Source organism: Bacteroides thetaiotaomicron VPI-5482, from assembly GCF_000011065.1.
In the GTDB taxonomy this organism is placed as follows: Bacteria; Bacteroidota; Bacteroidia; order Bacteroidales; family Bacteroidaceae; genus Bacteroides; species Bacteroides thetaiotaomicron.
This window is the reverse complement of record NC_004663.1, coordinates 1,123,750-1,140,622: the sequence shown is the minus strand read 5'-3', so window position 1 is coordinate 1,140,622 and position 16,873 is coordinate 1,123,750. Positions and strand designations below refer to the sequence as shown.

Genomic DNA, 16,873 nt, shown 5'->3' with positions numbered 1-16,873 from the left:
TACCTGATTTGGACTCCGCATATATGATTATCGGGATCGGATTTCCCTTCTCATAAACATAATATATGAGATTGCAAAACAGATAACAGTCGCTGCAATCAGCCCCGTGAGCTGTGGCCAAACAACAAGCAGACTCTGTCCCAACGGCAGCGGACTCGGAATAGCCCCTTGTACCTGTTCCATCGTAAGCGGTCCGATACTTCTGACGGAAGGCATCAGCAGCGTTGTAGTAGCTTCATTAAACAATTCACTGGGTGCCAGACGCATTAATCCAAGAATAAATTTCTGATAACTGATAATCTGATAAGGAGACGCCATCTGCGACGGACTTAATCCCTTTGCCACTAAATTGACAATCATCGTATAGAATACGCTGAAAAACAGCCAAACGGCTACGGAAGCCAGCGCAGAAGTAGCAGCCTGACGGAAACGGAGTGAGAATAAGATGGCCAGGTTCAACCAAAAGGCTACATAAAAGATACTCGTTATAAGAAAGAAAACGATTCTCCAGAATTCTTCAGCCGTAGGAGGAATGCCAATGGCAATCAATCCGAATCCCATCACCAAAAAGCCCAGTACAAACAGCATAATACCTATCACGATCAAAGCAGCCACAAACTTCGCATTAATGATACAATCACGATGAATGGGCTGAGACAGCATACGGCTCAATGTCCCCTTATTCTGCTCCGAATTGACAGCATCGAATCCTAAAGCAATTCCCAACAAAGGACCTAAAAAGTTAATAAACAGCACAAAAGAGGGGAGAGTCCCGTCCGAAGCTGTAAATAACTTCAAGAAGAGGAACGAACTGTCCGGATCATCCGGTTTGATAGCCGCACCGATATTAGTAAGCGCCGTGTATAGCGATCCCATACAAGTAAGTGCTATGATACCGATCAGAATAAGAAAACGCCAGCTTTTGACATGATCGGATATTTCCTTATGTACGATAACCCAAAAAGGATGATTGACTTTACTCATGCCCTTCGCCTCCTTCCTCAAAATAATGGTTATAAATATCAGACAATTCCTGTTTCTTTTCTTTCAGCTCTGCCATATCAATCAGAGCAAGTATTTTGCCGTTACTGAACAATCCTACTCTGTCACATACTTTCTGTGCCTGGTCCAGATGGTGGGAAGAAAACAAAACCGTCAGCCCTTCCTCTTTGCTCAGCCAGCGAATCAGTTCAATAAACTCCTGAACACCCGCAGGGTCAATTCCCGAAGTCGGCTCATCTAGAATAATGATTTCGGGATTCTTAATAAGCACATCGGCCAGACCAAGACGTTGTCTCATACCGCGGGAATACTTTCCGGTTTTCTTTTTCAGCTGATCTTCAAGCCCTACGCGCTTCATCAGCTCCAGTGCTTTTACTTTCGCCTCCTTGTCAGGGATACCGTTCAGCCGTGCCGTATACATCAGATTTTCCAGACCTGTCATGTCATCATAGAATCCCACATCTTCGGGCAGATAGCCGATTTTCCTTTTCACTTCAATAGGATGAGTGGTAGAATTAATTCCACAAATCTCGACAATTCCCGATGTGGGCTCCGTTAATCCCATCATCATCAAAATAGTAGTTGACTTTCCGGCACCGTTCGGACCCAGCAAACCGAAGATTTCTCCTTTCCGGATACTCAGGCGAATATGATCTACAGCAGTAAATTTACCGTATTGTTTGGTTAATTCGGTAAGTACGATCACTTGTTCGCCCATAATTTACCTCCTTCCATATTTACGGAACAGATAGTAGACAACACCGATAGTAGCCAGAATAATCAGAACACCTACCCATCCCCAAATCATCGGAGTCTTTACGGCAATTCTGAATTGCGCATCTGCATTCACTTCCGGAGTTTTGGCCATCATCGTAGTTACATAATCACCCGGAAGCGCTTTCTTAGATGCTTTCAAGATGGCTACAACAGTAGCCGTTTCTCCGGCTTTCAGCATTTCTATCTTTGACGGTTCGAAAGCTACATCCCAGTCAACCGGCTTGTTGGCAGACAGTTGGATATCTTTCAATAAAGAAGAACCTGTATTTTTAATTTCCAGTTCGATTCGTTTGGTATCACCGGCAGTCACGTCAGAACTTAATAATCCTCTCGGGGTGGTCAGTTCCATCTGATAAGAACCGGTGACAACTACTTCCAGTTCCAGTTCAGCCGAAGTATTGCCTGTAGCGGCACGTACGGGAATTTTATAACTGCCAGCTTCCACATTGGCAGGAGGAGTGATGTCTATACTTACATTCTGGCTGCTGTTGGCTTCTACTTGTGCGGAAGTTGCCTGCTTATAATTAGGTTTGAAAATAACATTCCAGCCTCTGGGTGCTTTAGCCATCAACGCATACAGTTGCTGATCGGCAGTCTGATTCTTTAGTGTGGCATTAAAGGTGAAAGTTGATTTGGAATTTCCCTGCATATTGGGCTGGTCGGTGGTAAACTCCGTCTGATAAGTACCTTGTTGTGCCACAACGACATTCAGAGGGAGTTGCGCTTCTCCGGCAGACACTACAAAATGATAGCTGCCTCTGCTTACTTTTAAAGGAACATCTACCTTTAGATTAAAAGTTTTCTTTTCTTTAGGGAGTACGGCCAACTGACTGAGATTCCAACCACCGGATTTCATTTCATGTTTCCAGCTGCTTGATAGGCCACTGACGGAAAGATTGGCATTCACCAACTTGTCTGTGTTGTTAATCAGGTCGATGCTGTAGTCAATAGACGCCCCCGGTGAAACGGAGATTTTTGTGTAAGGTGTGTACAAGATCACGCTTTTAGGTATAGAATCGTTAGCGTGTGTGTTACTCATGGGAAGTATTCCCAGCAAAACAGTTAATAATAAAAAACAATTTGTTCTCATAGTCATACGAAAGTTCTTATGGTTGATTTAATATGAATATTGTCAAATTTGTGCCTGCAAAAATAAGCGATGAATTTATTAGTTGCTGTTAAAAGAAACAAAAGAATACAATAAGAAAGATTTCCTTTGTTTTTTTCAGATTTTGCCCAAAATTCCCAAATCTTTTCAGATTCTCCTCTCATCTTTGCATTATAAATTAAATGATAACAGTAAAACCAATTAAAAAAACAATGATTATGAAAAAGTTAGTATTCTTATTAGTATGCTTGTTCACTTTACAGACAGTAGCACGTGCAGATGACGATAAACCTATCCAGGTGACTCAAATGCCACAATTAGCACAACAGTTCATCAAACAGCATTTCTCTGACAGCAAAGTGGCACTGGCAAAAATGGAAAGTGACTTCCTTTACAAAAGCTATGAAGTGATTTTCACGAATGGTAATAAAGTGGAATTTGACAAGAAGGGAAACTGGGAGGAAGTAGATTGCAAGCACACCTCCGTACCTGTTGCCATTATTCCTGCCGCCATTCAGAAATATGTAACAACTAATTATCCGGATGCAAAAGTGCTGAAGATAGAACGTGATAAGAAAGATTACGAAGTAAAGCTATCCAACCGTACAGAACTGAAATTTGACCTGAAGTTTAATCTGATTGATATTGATAATTAACTTTCTTAAAATCTACGACAACAATGAAACTCAGAATTTATACACTACTGATAGCATTCTGTGCAGCATGGAGCCTGCACAGCTGCGACAACGATGACGATGAATCAATTGCTGTTCCTACCCCATTGCAAGAAGCATTCTCGACCAGGTATCCTAACGTCAAGAACGTAAAGTGGGAAACAAAGGCAGGATATTATGTAGCGGACTTCTATGATGGATATGAGGCATCCGCATGGTTCACAACGGATGGCAACTGGCATATGACTGAAACGGATATCCCGTACACCGCATTGCCCGATCCGGTAAAGAGTGCATTCGAAGCAAGTGACTATAAGACATGGAAAAGAGACGATGTGGATAAACTCGAGCGGCAAGGCATCGAAACAGTCTACGTCATTGAGGTGGAAAACCAAAATCAGGAAGTCGATCTGTATTATTCTGCCGACGGAGTGCTGATTAAAAGCATTGCAGACACAGACGATCATGAAAACGAGCACCTTCCGACCACTCAACTGCCCGCCGTCATGAAGACTTTCATTGATGGGAAATATGCAGGAGCAAGAATCGTGGAAGTAGACGTGGAAGATGATAAAAACGACTGGGATTTCGGATTTACGGAAGTAGATATCATCCATTTCGACAGTGGCCTGAACCGCAACGTTTCCAAAGAAGTCCTGTTTGATAAAGGCAGAGAGTGGTATTCTACCTCATGGGAGGTACGGAGAAACGAACTGCCCACAGCAGTGACCAATGCCATCAGCACCGAGTATGCAGGATATCAGATGGATGATGCCGAATACTTTGAGATGGCAACAGAAACATCCTATTATCAGATTGAACTGGAAGGAAATAATTCTCCGGATATAGATATTAAAGTAACCGCAGACGGTACGATTCTCAAATAAAATAAAATAGTGACACTATCGGTTATGGTATAGTGTCACTATTTATTTTTATTCCTGTGCTCGCTTTCTCTTTAGCTCCGACTTAGCTTTATCATCGGCAATGCTGTCTGTTTGCTGCTGTTGCACCTTTTCGGCTTCTTCACGTTTCCGCTTGCTGCGCAGTTTCCATTTATTCCAGAAGAAAAGGTCACTCCATTTATTGAAATCCTTCTTATACATGATACCGACTCCCTGCGTAGTAAGGTTTGTCTTTGTGTAGTAACGGTCATTTGTTTCATTATAAGCCTTCAGACGAATATCTCCCGAGCGGTTGATCAGCCATTCAGCTTCGAAGTCGCCTATAAAGTTGGTATTCGCCATCGGATTGTCCCGATAGCCGAAATTACCATTAACCAACAGGCGGTTGTTCAGCAACTGACCGGACAGGATACCTTCTACTTCCATATCCGTCCATCCTTTATCACCCGTGCTCAGATTGGTACCGATATTCCAGTTATTAGTCTCAAAAACCTGAGATAAGGCATTATTCAACTGACCGGACAGAGTAGAAGAGAGTACCGATGACATCACGTTCGAGTTCTGATTGTTCCGTGCAGCATCTTCCGTATAGAACTTACCGATACCCAGCAGATAAAGAATCTGCATATTCATCTGCTCTTCCGTACTGATATAATTGCGCACCAACGTCTGAATTTCATCTCTTTCATTCGGAAGCTCGATACCCAGCTTAATGGTCGGCCGCAGTAAAATCCCACTCAGATTCATGATACAGTTTACCCGTACATTAGTCTGCTGGGCAATGGAGGAAACATCCGGATTCAAGTCGTTCAGTGAAGCGGAGTTTACCGTGTATGATGCCTGAATATCCATATTCGCATCCAAAGGAGCGCCGTTGAAAGTAATCGTACTTCCATCTTTGATGATAAAATCCTTGCGAATCACTTCCTGCAAACTGAACTTATATATTCCCTGACTGATCCGGTAATTACCAAACATCTTCACATCCCCTTTATTATAAAACTCCGTGCGTATGTTTCCTGTTCCCTTCGCACTGATGTAGTCTCCGGCTATAGGGTCCATAATAATTTTCATGGTGGCATCGGGTGTAGCATCTACTAGAATATTCAAACGAATATCTGTCTGATGCTCTTCTTCGTCCGCCTGACGCTTCTGTTGCATCTGCTCAAAATAGGAATTTACCCGAATGGAATCCTGAATGTTTCGACGGGGCGTTTTATCTACAAACTTTATAAACTGGGTGCTGGCAGCCGACGCCACATTTCCGTTGATATAGGTGAATACCGTATTCCGGTTGGTCGTCATGGCGAGATTTACGTCCAGTCCCTGTATCGCATTCCCTGCAAGCAACGCATTTCCCGTAGCATATACCGTTCCAAAGAATGGCATATCCGTCGATTCCTTCGTATTCATCAAGAGCATATTATTAGCCTGTATCTCAAAACGGTAATTTATATTCTTGAAATGCTGGAAACGCAGATACCCGTTCAAGGTTCCCGAATGCCCTTCCATATCGGCAATATGCATATTATTGAATTTCAATCCGGTAGGAGCCAAATGAATCGTATCTCTAACGGCAAAGTGGGTATTCAGAATATCAAACTTCATGGAAGCATCCGTCATAACAGCCCCATCTAGATTCAATCCCTTGAACTTTCCGTAAAAATGTACTTTTCCCGTTCCCCGTCCTTTTATATCCTGTGCTATTGATTTCATATAAAATTCGAGGAACTTCAAGTTCAGTTCATGGGCATCGATATTCAGATCGAGTCCGCTTTCCGGTTTCAACGGGTAGATCATACCGATGACTCGCGATGGTGACGGTGATATATCCTGAATGGAAGCATCCAGATAGATTCCTCTTTTCTCATTATCCCAGGCGCCATATACGTTCAAATCACCTAAACGGCCCTGATTGAGCGAGAAGTTCTTGACGAAGAGGCGGGTATTCATCACAGGTTTCTTGAACACGCTGCTGGCATATGCTGTTCCCGTAGCATCTCCTTCAAAGTTTACGTCATCGGATATGTTTGCAATATCAAATACGTATCCCATATTAATGTCTTTCAGGTCCACTTTTACGGTATCTGCCGGATTGTCGGAAAGCCGCCCATTGATACGCACATAACGGTCATGATGGCTGAAATAGAAATTATTCACATCCACCTTGCCCGAGTCCACCACTACCTGCGAAGGATGTATCTGCCAAAGTGTATCATTCAAGATAACGTCTGTCTGTTTCACATCCACCATCGCTTTCAGCAAAGGCTTTTCACCTGCTGTACGCAGGAATTGTGCAACAGCCGCCAACTTTCCGCTATAAGTTGCTATGGCATTATTTCCCCAGTTCAGAGTCGTGCTGACTTTATCTTCTTTGGCCTGTGCTTCCAGAGAAAGATTCACGGCTCCATTCTTTTTCAGACTGGTCAGCCGCACCTTCGCACTGATATGGTCCGAAGGATTCTCGCACAAGATCATACCCGACTCGATAAAGTTGTTTTTATATTGCAGGCGGGGGAAGTAGCCTTCCACACGTAGCCGCTGCAAGGCATCATTAAAATACCCTTTCAACGTAGAATGTGTATATACAGTCAACGGAACATCAAATATCGTAGATAAAATGTCCGTATTATATATATGTACATCAAACGCAAAATTATTGTTCGTCTCTATCGGTTTCTTCGGAGGCAATATCAAAGACGGCACATACCGACGCATGATATTGAAAATACTTGCCGGTAAAGTATGGTACTGGAATTTTCCCGCTATGTTTGCCGTCAGAAATTCAGAAGTCAGTTTAAGCTGATTTTCATTATCCTGCCGGGTAGCCCGTACATTCATGTTCTTCATGAAATATTCCTTGTCCGGTGCCCTGAACTCCAGACTGTCCACATTGATTTCTCCAATCATCTCGTCAATGGAACCTCCGGTAAAATTAGCTTTTACCTTCAGAGAGAACTCCGCATCCTGGTAATCAGGTGTAAGATTTAAATCATTAGGACGGAACTTGTCGACAACGGCAAGGAAATTGAAAGTAGGAACCTTGGATGTCACATTCACATCTCCGTTCAGATAAATAGACCCATTCGGATCATCCAGCGCTATCTTTCCGTTAAATCCGCCTTGCTTGTATTCGCCGTCCAGCGTAATATTCTCATATTTATATCTGCTATATTCCACAGATGCGATCAATCCCTTCAACTCTACAGCAGGAAGCTGTTTTTCGATATGCCGTCCATGTACATCAAGATTAAAGGTGATTTCCCCAAATTTCTCATTATTCAATAACTTGCCCAGTTCAAACTCTTCTGTTTTGACAGCACCGGAATAAGCAAACAGCCCCTTAGCCTTATCGGAACTTAACTTTAAGTCGGTTTTTACATTACCAAGCCCGGTACGAAGCTGTCCGTAAGTAACTAGATCGGTGAAGTATCCGGAAATCTCTCCACGGAAATCAATATCCCCCAAACGTTCCAGAAGGGGAGGTACACCATTGTAATTGCTGCTCAGATTACGCACCAAAAAACCGACACCACGATTGTTGGCGGAAAGTTCGGAAAGCTTCCCGTACACATACGCATCCTGCGGACTCGATAGTTCCTGAAGCGATACATCCCCCGATAGCCGGAACTGGCGGTCGTCGGCCGTAATCTCCAGATGAGAGCAGGTAAGCTGGTCGACCGTTCCTTTTACCTGCATATCCAGCGTTATCGGTTCCTTGAAATGCGCCAATATAGGTACAAAAGGGGAAATATCTTTCAGAGTAATCTGCGAGGGTAACGTACGGAAAGAAAAGTGGACCTTCTCCGAGAACTGATCAAAAGCCTTCAGACTGTCATACACCAAATGAATAGTATCCATCTTCAGTGAAGTTTCGGGCAGCTCAATGGCAAAATTCTCTATATTAGTCCGTTTATCATTGGCAACCAATTTCAGACTCATCTTCTTTAAAGAGAATCCGGAAGCCTTTTCATCGAAGCTCAGACGCTTGATACCAAGATTCAAAGAATCCCTGCTCATCGCCTTCAATGAAATATTGGCTATAATATTCTGAAGCTGGACATGCTTGGCATTAAACTTTCCGGGAGTCTTTTCCTCTGACAATACATGATAAGCCATCCTTCCCCGACGAATCAAAACGGAATTGATACGCAAATCCAGCGAACTTTCCTTTTTTACAGTGTCCTTGGAAGCAAAAGCATCCAATACGAACTTAAAATTCGGAGGAGAGTCGGGAGTCTCTTTATTCAGATTGATGGTAAAGCCGAATAACTGGACACTGCTAATGGAAATCTTTCCCTTAAAGAAAGGAAGGATATCAAACTTAGCCGATAAGCGGGTTACTTTGAGCATTTCCTTGCCGCTCTGGTCGTCAAGCAGCACATCATCAATGATAATACGGTTTAATAGACCGATATTTATTTTGCCGATAGTCAGGCGTGTATTCAGCACCTCGGACAATTCCTTGGCGATAAACACACTCATTGCTCGCTGAACATTTGGAATATTCAGCAAAACAATAGTTCCGATATATACTCCCAGTACAATACCAACTACCCAGCGTACAGTCTTTTTCAGCGTTCTGATAAGCGATAACTTTTATTTAGCGAACAAAAATATAAAATAGTTCGTTATGAATCGTAGTTTTATCATTACTTTTGCACCGTTTAATAGTTTAAAAACATATGAGTGCAATAATATTAGGAATTGAATCCTCCTGTGATGATACGTCGGCAGCCGTAATCAAGGATGGTTATCTGCTGTCAAATGTGGTATCAAGTCAAGCCGTACATGAAGCATACGGCGGAGTAGTACCCGAATTAGCTTCACGGGCACATCAACAAAATATCGTTCCTGTGGTACACGAAGCACTGAAACGGGCAGGGGTTACCAAAGAAGAACTGAGCGCGGTAGCTTTCACACGTGGACCGGGATTGATGGGATCTTTACTTGTAGGCGTCTCTTTCGCCAAAGGATTCGCACGTTCACTCGGTATTCCTTTGATAGATGTTAATCATCTGACAGGGCATGTCTTAGCTCATTTTATTAAAGCAGAAGGAGAAGAAAATATCCAACCGAAATTCCCGTTCCTTTGCCTGTTGGTATCCGGAGGAAACTCACAGATTATATTGGTAAAAGCCTATAATGATATGGAAATTCTCGGTCAGACGATTGATGACGCTGCCGGAGAAGCAATCGATAAATGTTCTAAAGTGATGGGTCTCGGATATCCGGGCGGACCGATCATTGACAAACTGGCACGTCAAGGCAATCCGAAAGCGTATACTTTCAGCAAACCGCATATTCCGGGGCTGGACTACAGTTTCAGCGGACTGAAAACTTCTTTCCTATACTCCTTGCGTGACTGGATGAAAGACGATCCCGATTTCATCGAGCATCATAAAGTGGATTTGGCCGCCTCTCTGGAAGCAACTGTTGTAGACATTCTGATGGACAAACTGCGGAAAGCTGCCAAAGAATATAAAATAAAAGAAGTAGCCGTAGCCGGAGGAGTCTCTGCCAATAACGGATTGCGTAACTCTTTCCGAGAACACGCTGAAAAGTATGGCTGGAATATTTTTATTCCTAAATTCAGCTATACGACCGACAATGCAGCCATGATTGCCATTACCGGATACTTCAAGTATCTGGATAAAGACTTCTGCTCCATTGATCTTCCGGCTTATTCCCGTGTCACATTATAAAACAGTTTTTTAACGTCATCGTCACTTTATATAATAAACTATTGTCATAGAATAATTTAAGTAGTGACGATTAAAGTGACGGCAATAACAATAGTGACGGCAAACACCGAAAAAATGTCACCGACCCAATAGGCGGTGGCATAAAGAAGCCTTGCTGAAAACAAAATGCACCTATATATAATAGGGAGACAAAGGAGGATTAATGATATAAGAAGCCTTCTGTCTTACCCTGGATTTGGTTGACTACTATAAGTATCAACTAAAATGAATAAAAGATGAAAAAGAGTGACATGACCTTTAGTCCTTATCAGCTTGAACTTCTTGGCGATTTCTATCGTTCGAATTTCTCAGTTTCTCGTTTTGCCCAAGAAAAAGGGATTGCCCGCATTACATTTTGGCGTTGGGTTCGTATCTTTGAGGATTCTAATCCTGAAATATCCGCTTATATGAAAAAGAACAAGTCTCCCAAGTCCTCGGATGAATCCTCCTCAATTACTGCCTTACGTCTTGAGAATGAGCGTTTACGTGCAGAGCTTAAAGATGCTAAAATGCGTGCGCACGCCTTCGATACGATGATTGATGTTGCCGAGGAGATGTTTAATCTTCCTATCCGAAAAAAAGCTGGTACCAAACAATAAAAAGGCTTTGTAAAGGGAGGCATGCCTATACGGTGGTCTCTCTTTGCAAATTGTTTGGTGTAACAAAGCAAGCCTTTTATAAGTATGTTGACCATAGTACGGATAGTTCGGCCCGTGAACGTTTTGTTCTTGAGTTTGTCAAACGTGTGCGTTCAAAGGACCCTGGTATTGGGGGGATGAAACTTTGGCTGATGTACCGTAATGAGTTCGGCACCAGCCAGGCCTTTGTTGGGCGTGACTGTTTCTGTGCTATATTGTCCAAGTATAAGCTGACAATACGCAAACGTTTTCGGGCTCCACGTACGACAGACTCCTCTCATCACTTGCCACAGTATCCTGATTTAACCAGGACATTGCTATTAGAACATCCTGATCAGCTGTGGGTTAGTGATATCACTTACATTACCATATGGTTGCCTGACGGCAGTTATGTGTTCTGCTACCTGTCTCTGGTGACAGACGCCTATACGAAGGAGATCATTGGGTATTGCGTAGGTGATACTCTGGGAAGCTGTTACACAGTGGAAGCTCTGGAAATGGCAGTCAGACGCATAGCTGCAAAGGAGATTAAGGGTTTGATCCATCACTCCGACCGAGGCGTACAATATGCCAGTGCGGATTATATTGCCATATTACGACATAACGGGATTCTTCCCAGCATGACAGAGGATGGCAATCCCAAGGACAATGCCATAGCTGAGCGTGTGAATGGCATTATAAAGAATGAATTGCTGCAAGGAATGCGCTTTAGTTCAATACAGGAAGTCAGAAAAGCTGTAGCAACAGCCGTTCACTTCTATAACAACGAAAGGCCTCATATGAGCTTGGATATGCTTACCCCGGTACAGGCAGGAGAAATGCAAGGACCTATCAGGAAAAGATGGATAAGCTACAGAGAAAAGTATCTGAATGTAGCACTTGCTTAAAAATAAATATGTACATTTGCTTATGAAAAGACCAAGAATGCCCTGCTAGCGGGATAGAAAGAGGAAAAAGGGTGAGTTCCTTTCTTTTTTCTTCTTTCAAAGAGAAGAGTCAACCGGTTAAAGGAATAAGAAAAAAATAAGTAAACCGGAGGCAGGAATAATAAATAATAAAGTAAACAGCTGCCAGGGTTAGTAATATTTCTAGTCAACACATAGCAGCTATTAGAGATAAACAAGTCAACCATTATTAGGGAAGTACATTCATTAAGAATCTTTGTTTATAGCATTCCTTCGTTCCACGTGCGTAAGCCGTCCAGTTCACATACGTGATCCATTCGGCTCACGCACATGAACCGAATGGATCACGTATATGGAACGAAAAAATGAAGTAAACCTAATGACTTAACATAGCGTATATACCTTATTAATATAGGTAGCATATTCTATTAACTAACGTAGGAAAAAGATGTTTGCTGAAGTTATTACCATTGGTGACGAGCTGCTGATAGGGCAGGTAGTCGATACAAATTCTGCCTGGATGGGGCAGGAATTAAATAAGATAGGTATCGAAGTTCTACGCATTGTTTCGATCCGTGATCGGGAAGAAGAGATCATGGAAGCAGTAGATAATGCGATGAAAAGGGTGAATATCGTTCTGGTAACCGGAGGACTCGGTCCCACAAAAGACGATATCACCAAACAAACTCTCTGTAAATACTTCCATACCGAACTGATATTCAGCGAAGAAGTATTTGAGAACGTAAAGCGGGTGCTTGCCGGGAAAATACCGATGAATGCGCTGAATAAGAGTCAGGCAATGGTTCCCAAAGATTGCACGGTCATCAACAATCCGGTAGGAAGCGCTTCTGTCAGCTGGTTTGAGAAAGACAATAAAGTACTCGTATCCATGCCGGGTGTTCCGCAGGAAATGACTGCCGTTATGACTGAGTCCGTATTGCCCAAGCTACGTGAGAAGTTTCAGACGGATGTAATCATGCACCGGACCTTTCTAGTACAACATTACCCCGAATCCATACTCGCTGAAAAGCTGGAACCGTGGGAGACAGCCTTGCCGGAAAGCATCAAATTGGCATATCTGCCCAAACTTGGAATCATCCGCCTGCGACTAACCGGACGGGGACAGAACAAGATAGAAGTGGAAAGCGCACTGAACGACGAGCAGGCTAAGCTGGAAGCGATACTGGGCGATGATATTTTCAGCGAAGAAGATATCCCACTGGAGGTAATCGTAGGCGAACTGCTGAAAAAGAAGAATTTAACCGTTTCCACCGCAGAAAGTTGCACCGGAGGAAGTATTGCGGCACGTCTGACGTCCATTGCCGGAAGTTCGGAATACTTTAATGGAGGAATAGTGGCATATTCTAACGAAGTGAAGATGAATCTGCTCCATGTTTCACCGGAAACACTGGAAGTGTATGGCGCTGTCAGTGAGCAGACTGTGATCGAAATGGTAAAAGGAGCGATGAAAGCGCTGAAAACCGACTGCGCTGTCGCAACTTCAGGAATTGCCGGTCCCGGAGGTGGAACACCGGAGAAACCGGTAGGCACTGTCTGGATCGCTGCTGGTTATAAAAATGAAATTCGTACTTACAGGCAGGAAACGAACCGCGGAAGAGCCATGAATATTGAAAGAGCGGGCAATAATGCGCTATTAATTCTTCGTGATTTGCTCAAATAAGGAAAAATTGGTGTCTGGAAGTGAATTATTTTAAGAAATCCTTGTTTTATACGGATAAAAGTGCTTACTTTGCGTCCTGTTTGAAATAAGTATAGATATAAAACTATAAAAATAAGATAGAAATGTCGAAGATTTGTCAAATTACCGGAAAGAAAGCCATGATTGGCAACAATGTTTCACACTCAAAGAGAAGAACAAAAAGAACCTTTGATTTGAACTTGTTTAACAAAAAGTTCTATTATGTAGAACAAGACTGTTGGATCAGCCTTAGCCTTTGTGCTAACGGTCTGCGTATCATCAACAAAAAAGGACTGGACGCTGCACTGAACGATGCAGTAGCTAAAGGTTTCTGTGATTGGAAAAGCATTAAAGTAATCGGCTAAACGTAGAGGAGAAAACTTACAATGGCAAAGAAAGCAAAAGGTAACAGAGTACAGGTGATTCTGGAATGTACAGAACACAAAGAGAGTGGAATGCCGGGAACATCTCGCTATATCACAACTAAAAACAGAAAGAATACAACTGAAAGACTTGAGTTGAAGAAATACAACCCGATTCTGAAGAGAGTAACAGTACATAAGGAAATTAAATAATAATAGTATAACCCATGGCAAAGAAAACAGTAGCAAGTTTGCACGAAGGCTCTAAAGAAGGTCGTGCTTACACCAAGGTTATCAAAATGGTGAAATCTCCGAAAACTGGAGCTTACGTTTTTGATGAACAAATGGTTGCAAACGAAAAAGTACAAGACTTTTTCAAAAAATAATCAGAATAGCATAAAACGCTATAAACACAAAATCCCCTCATTGGCAAACAGTGAGGGGATTTTTTATTGCTTCTTTTTTTACTTTTCCAATCCTTTGTTATATCTTTGTAGCATAATGTATTATACAAATAACTGTAGATATGGGATTTTTTAGTTTTTTTTCAAAGGAAAAGAAGGAAACTTTAGATAAAGGATTATCTAAAACCAAAGAGAGCGTATTCAGTAAAATCGCTCGTGCCGTGGCTGGTAAGTCGAAAGTAGACGACGAAGTATTGGATAATCTGGAAGAAGTTTTGATCACATCTGACGTGGGGGTAGAGACAACTTTGAATATTATCAAACGTATCGAAAAACGGGCCGCTGCAGACAAATATGTGAATACTCAAGAGTTGAATCACATACTGCGTGATGAAATTGCTGCCCTTTTGACCGAGAATAATTCGGATGACGTAGCAGACTTTGATGTACCTATCAAGAAAAAGCCTTATGTAATGATGGTAGTGGGAGTAAACGGGGTAGGTAAAACAACAACAATCGGGAAATTAGCTTATCAATTCAAGAAAGCGGGCAAATCTGTTTATTTGGGTGCCGCCGATACATTCCGTGCAGCTGCCGTAGAGCAGTTGATGATCTGGGGTGAACGCGTAGGTGTGCCTGTTGTAAAACAGAAAATGGGTGCGGACCCTGCATCTGTCGCTTTCGATACACTGAGTTCTGCTGTTGCCAACAATGCGGATGTAGTGATTATCGATACGGCCGGCCGCTTACACAATAAAGTAGGCTTGATGAATGAGCTTACCAAGATAAAGAACGTCATGAAGAAGGTAGTACCCAATGCACCGGATGAAGTCCTGCTGGTATTGGATGGTTCTACCGGACAGAATGCTTTCGAGCAAGCCAAGCAATTTACATTGGCTACGGAGGTGACTGCAATGGCTATCACCAAGTTGGACGGAACCGCCAAAGGCGGAGTAGTGATCGGCATCTCCGACCAGTTCAAGATTCCTGTAAAATACATTGGATTGGGTGAAGGCATGGAAGATTTGCAAGTCTTCCGCAAAAATGAATTTGTTGATTCCCTGTTTGGAGAGAATGCATGAAAAGAAAGAGAATAGATATTATTACTTTAGGTTGTTCTAAAAATTTAGTAGACTCGGAGCAGTTGATGCGTCAGCTGGAAGAAGCAGGATACAGCGTAACTCATGATACAGAAAATCCGGAAGGGGAGATAGCGGTAATCAACACCTGCGGTTTCATCGGTGACGCGAAAGAAGAGTCTATCAATATGATTCTGGAATTTGCAGAAAGAAAAGAAGAAGGCGACTTGAAGAAACTGTTTGTAATGGGCTGTCTTTCCGAGCGTTATTTACAAGAACTGGCCATTGAAATACCACAGGTAGACAAGTTCTACGGCAAATTCAACTGGAAAGAACTCTTGCAGGACTTGGGAAAAACGTACCATGAGGAATTGTATATTGAGCGTACTTTGACCACTCCCAAGCATTATGCTTATCTGAAGATTTCAGAAGGATGTGACCGCAAGTGCTCTTATTGTGCTATTCCCATTATTACAGGACGCCATATATCCAAGTCGATGGAAGAAATACTGGATGAAGTCCGGTATCTGGTATCGCAAGGGGTAAAGGAGTTTCAGGTGATCGCTCAGGAATTGACGTATTACGGAGTCGATCTGTATAAAAAGCAAATGCTGCCCGAATTGATCGAACGTATCTCGGAAATTCCGGGTGTAGAGTGGATTCGTCTGCATTATGCGTATCCGGCACATTTTCCAACGGATTTATTTCGGGTGATGCGGGAACGCGATAATGTCTGCAAATATATGGATATAGCCTTGCAGCATATCAGTGACAACATGTTGAAACTGATGCGTCGGCAAGTAAGCAAAGAAGATACGTACAAGCTGATCGAACAGTTCCGTAAAGAAGTACCGGGTATCCATCTGCGCACTACGCTGATGGTAGGACATCCCGGAGAAACGGAAGAAGACTTTGAAGAGCTGAAAGAATTTGTACGCAAGGCGCGTTTCGACAGGATGGGGGCTTTCGCTTATTCTGAAGAAGAGGGTACTTATGCTGCCCAGCAATATGAAGACTCTATACCACAGGAGGTTAAACAAGCCCGACTGGACGAGCTAATGGATATCCAGCAAGGTATTTCAGCAGAATTGAGCGCTGCAAAAATTGGTCAGCAGATGAAAGTCATCATCGACCGGATCGAGGGAGATTATTATATCGGACGTACGGAATTTGATTCACCGGAGGTAGACCCAGAAGTATTGATCAGTGTTTCCAGAGAAGAACTTGAAGTCGGACAATTCTATCAGGTAGAAGTAACCGATGCGGACGATTTTGATTTATATGCAAAGATATTAAACAAGTATGAATAATAAGGAATTTACATCGGAACTGGCAGACAGACTGGGGTATACTATCAAAGACACTTCTGAACTGATAAGTTCTTTATTGTCTGACATGACACAGGAACTGGAAGACGGGAATGCGATTGCAATACAGGGCTTTGGTTCTTTTGAAGTGAAGAAAAAAGCGGAGCGCATTTCGATCAATCCGTCCACGAAGCAACGTATGCTGGTTCCTCCTAAATTGGTATTGACGTACAGACCCAGCAATACACTGAAAGACAAGTTTAAATAAT

The 16,873-nt window shown here is 42.7% G+C and carries 16 protein-coding genes; 12 read left to right on the top strand and 4 right to left on the bottom strand.

Translation table 11 applies throughout. From position 1 onward, the window contains the following. Positions 1-27: 27 nt before the first annotated feature. Genes BT_RS04660 through BT_RS04650 form a run of 3 tightly spaced genes read right to left on the bottom strand, consistent with a single transcriptional unit; the run spans position 28 to position 2,875 of the window. On the bottom strand, positions 28-984 hold the full coding sequence (locus BT_RS04660; protein WP_008761587.1) for an ABC transporter permease: 957 nt from the start codon (positions 982-984) through the stop codon (positions 28-30). Next, positions 977-1,720 (bottom strand): ABC transporter ATP-binding protein, encoded by a 744-nt coding sequence (locus BT_RS04655; RefSeq protein ID WP_011107522.1) that lies wholly within the window; start codon positions 1,718-1,720, stop codon positions 977-979. The genes BT_RS04660 and BT_RS04655 overlap by 8 nt, the downstream gene beginning before the upstream one ends. 3 nt (positions 1,721-1,723) lie before the next feature. After that, positions 1,724-2,875 carry a COG1470 family protein gene (locus tag BT_RS04650; RefSeq protein ID WP_011107521.1) on the bottom strand — a complete coding sequence of 384 codons (1,152 nt, stop codon included), beginning with the start codon at positions 2,873-2,875 and terminating at the stop codon, positions 1,724-1,726. Between the two features lie 230 nt (positions 2,876-3,105). Here BT_RS04650 and BT_RS04645 point away from each other — a divergent pair, with 230 nt between their 5' ends. Together BT_RS04645 and BT_RS04640 are read left to right on the top strand one after the other, a co-directional pair. Then, on the top strand, positions 3,106-3,543 hold the full coding sequence (locus tag BT_RS04645; protein ID WP_008765741.1) for a PepSY-like domain-containing protein: 438 nt from the start codon (positions 3,106-3,108) through the stop codon (positions 3,541-3,543). A gap of 23 nt (positions 3,544-3,566) precedes the next feature. Next, the gene (locus BT_RS04640) at positions 3,567-4,448 is read left to right on the top strand and encodes a PepSY-like domain-containing protein (protein WP_011107520.1); all 882 of its coding nucleotides are present in this window, start codon (positions 3,567-3,569) and stop codon (positions 4,446-4,448) included. A gap of 48 nt (positions 4,449-4,496) precedes the next feature. Here BT_RS04640 and BT_RS04635 read toward each other — a convergent pair whose 3' ends face one another. Further along, positions 4,497-8,951: a translocation/assembly module TamB domain-containing protein gene (locus BT_RS04635; RefSeq protein ID WP_011107519.1), complete on the bottom strand. Its 4,455-nt coding sequence runs from the start codon at positions 8,949-8,951 to the stop codon at positions 4,497-4,499. Positions 8,952-9,151: 200 nt separating this feature from the next. Between BT_RS04635 and tsaD the strand changes: the two genes are divergently transcribed. From tsaD to BT_RS04585, 10 genes are all read left to right on the top strand, one after another. Beyond that, positions 9,152-10,171, top strand: a complete 1,020-nt coding sequence (tsaD, locus tag BT_RS04630) for a tRNA (adenosine(37)-N6)-threonylcarbamoyltransferase complex transferase subunit TsaD (RefSeq protein WP_011107518.1) — start codon at positions 9,152-9,154, stop codon at positions 10,169-10,171. Positions 10,172-10,446: 275 nt separating this feature from the next. Continuing rightward, positions 10,447-10,809: a hypothetical protein gene (locus tag BT_RS04625; protein WP_008765457.1), complete on the top strand. Its 363-nt coding sequence runs from the start codon at positions 10,447-10,449 to the stop codon at positions 10,807-10,809. A 32-nt stretch (positions 10,810-10,841) separates the two neighbouring features. Then, complete coding sequence (locus BT_RS04620; RefSeq protein WP_008765456.1) at positions 10,842-11,735, top strand: IS3 family transposase; 894 nt, start codon at positions 10,842-10,844, stop codon at positions 11,733-11,735. A 466-nt stretch (positions 11,736-12,201) separates the two neighbouring features. Then, positions 12,202-13,434, top strand: coding sequence for a competence/damage-inducible protein A (locus tag BT_RS04615; protein WP_048693669.1), 1,233 nt, complete (start codon positions 12,202-12,204; stop codon positions 13,432-13,434). 122 nt (positions 13,435-13,556) lie between these two features. After that, positions 13,557-13,817 carry a 50S ribosomal protein L28 gene (rpmB, locus tag BT_RS04610; RefSeq protein ID WP_008765736.1) on the top strand — a complete coding sequence of 87 codons (261 nt, stop codon included), beginning with the start codon at positions 13,557-13,559 and terminating at the stop codon, positions 13,815-13,817. 21 nt (positions 13,818-13,838) lie between these two features. Further along, the gene (gene rpmG, locus BT_RS04605; protein WP_008761579.1) at positions 13,839-14,027 is read left to right on the top strand and encodes a 50S ribosomal protein L33; all 189 of its coding nucleotides are present in this window, start codon (positions 13,839-13,841) and stop codon (positions 14,025-14,027) included. A 14-nt stretch (positions 14,028-14,041) separates the two neighbouring features. Then, on the top strand, positions 14,042-14,200 hold the full coding sequence (locus BT_RS04600; protein WP_008761578.1) for a DUF4295 domain-containing protein: 159 nt from the start codon (positions 14,042-14,044) through the stop codon (positions 14,198-14,200). 140 nt (positions 14,201-14,340) lie between these two features. After that, a complete protein-coding gene (ftsY, locus tag BT_RS04595; protein WP_011107516.1) occupies positions 14,341-15,300 on the top strand; it encodes a signal recognition particle-docking protein FtsY in 960 nt (319 codons plus the stop codon). After that, positions 15,297-16,607, top strand: coding sequence for a 30S ribosomal protein S12 methylthiotransferase RimO (rimO, locus tag BT_RS04590; protein ID WP_008765734.1), 1,311 nt, complete (start codon positions 15,297-15,299; stop codon positions 16,605-16,607). Before ftsY ends, rimO begins: the two co-directional genes overlap by 4 nt. After that, positions 16,600-16,872 carry an HU family DNA-binding protein gene (locus tag BT_RS04585; RefSeq protein WP_008761575.1) on the top strand — a complete coding sequence of 91 codons (273 nt, stop codon included), beginning with the start codon at positions 16,600-16,602 and terminating at the stop codon, positions 16,870-16,872. Before rimO ends, BT_RS04585 begins: the two co-directional genes overlap by 8 nt. Position 16,873 lies beyond the last annotated feature (1 nt).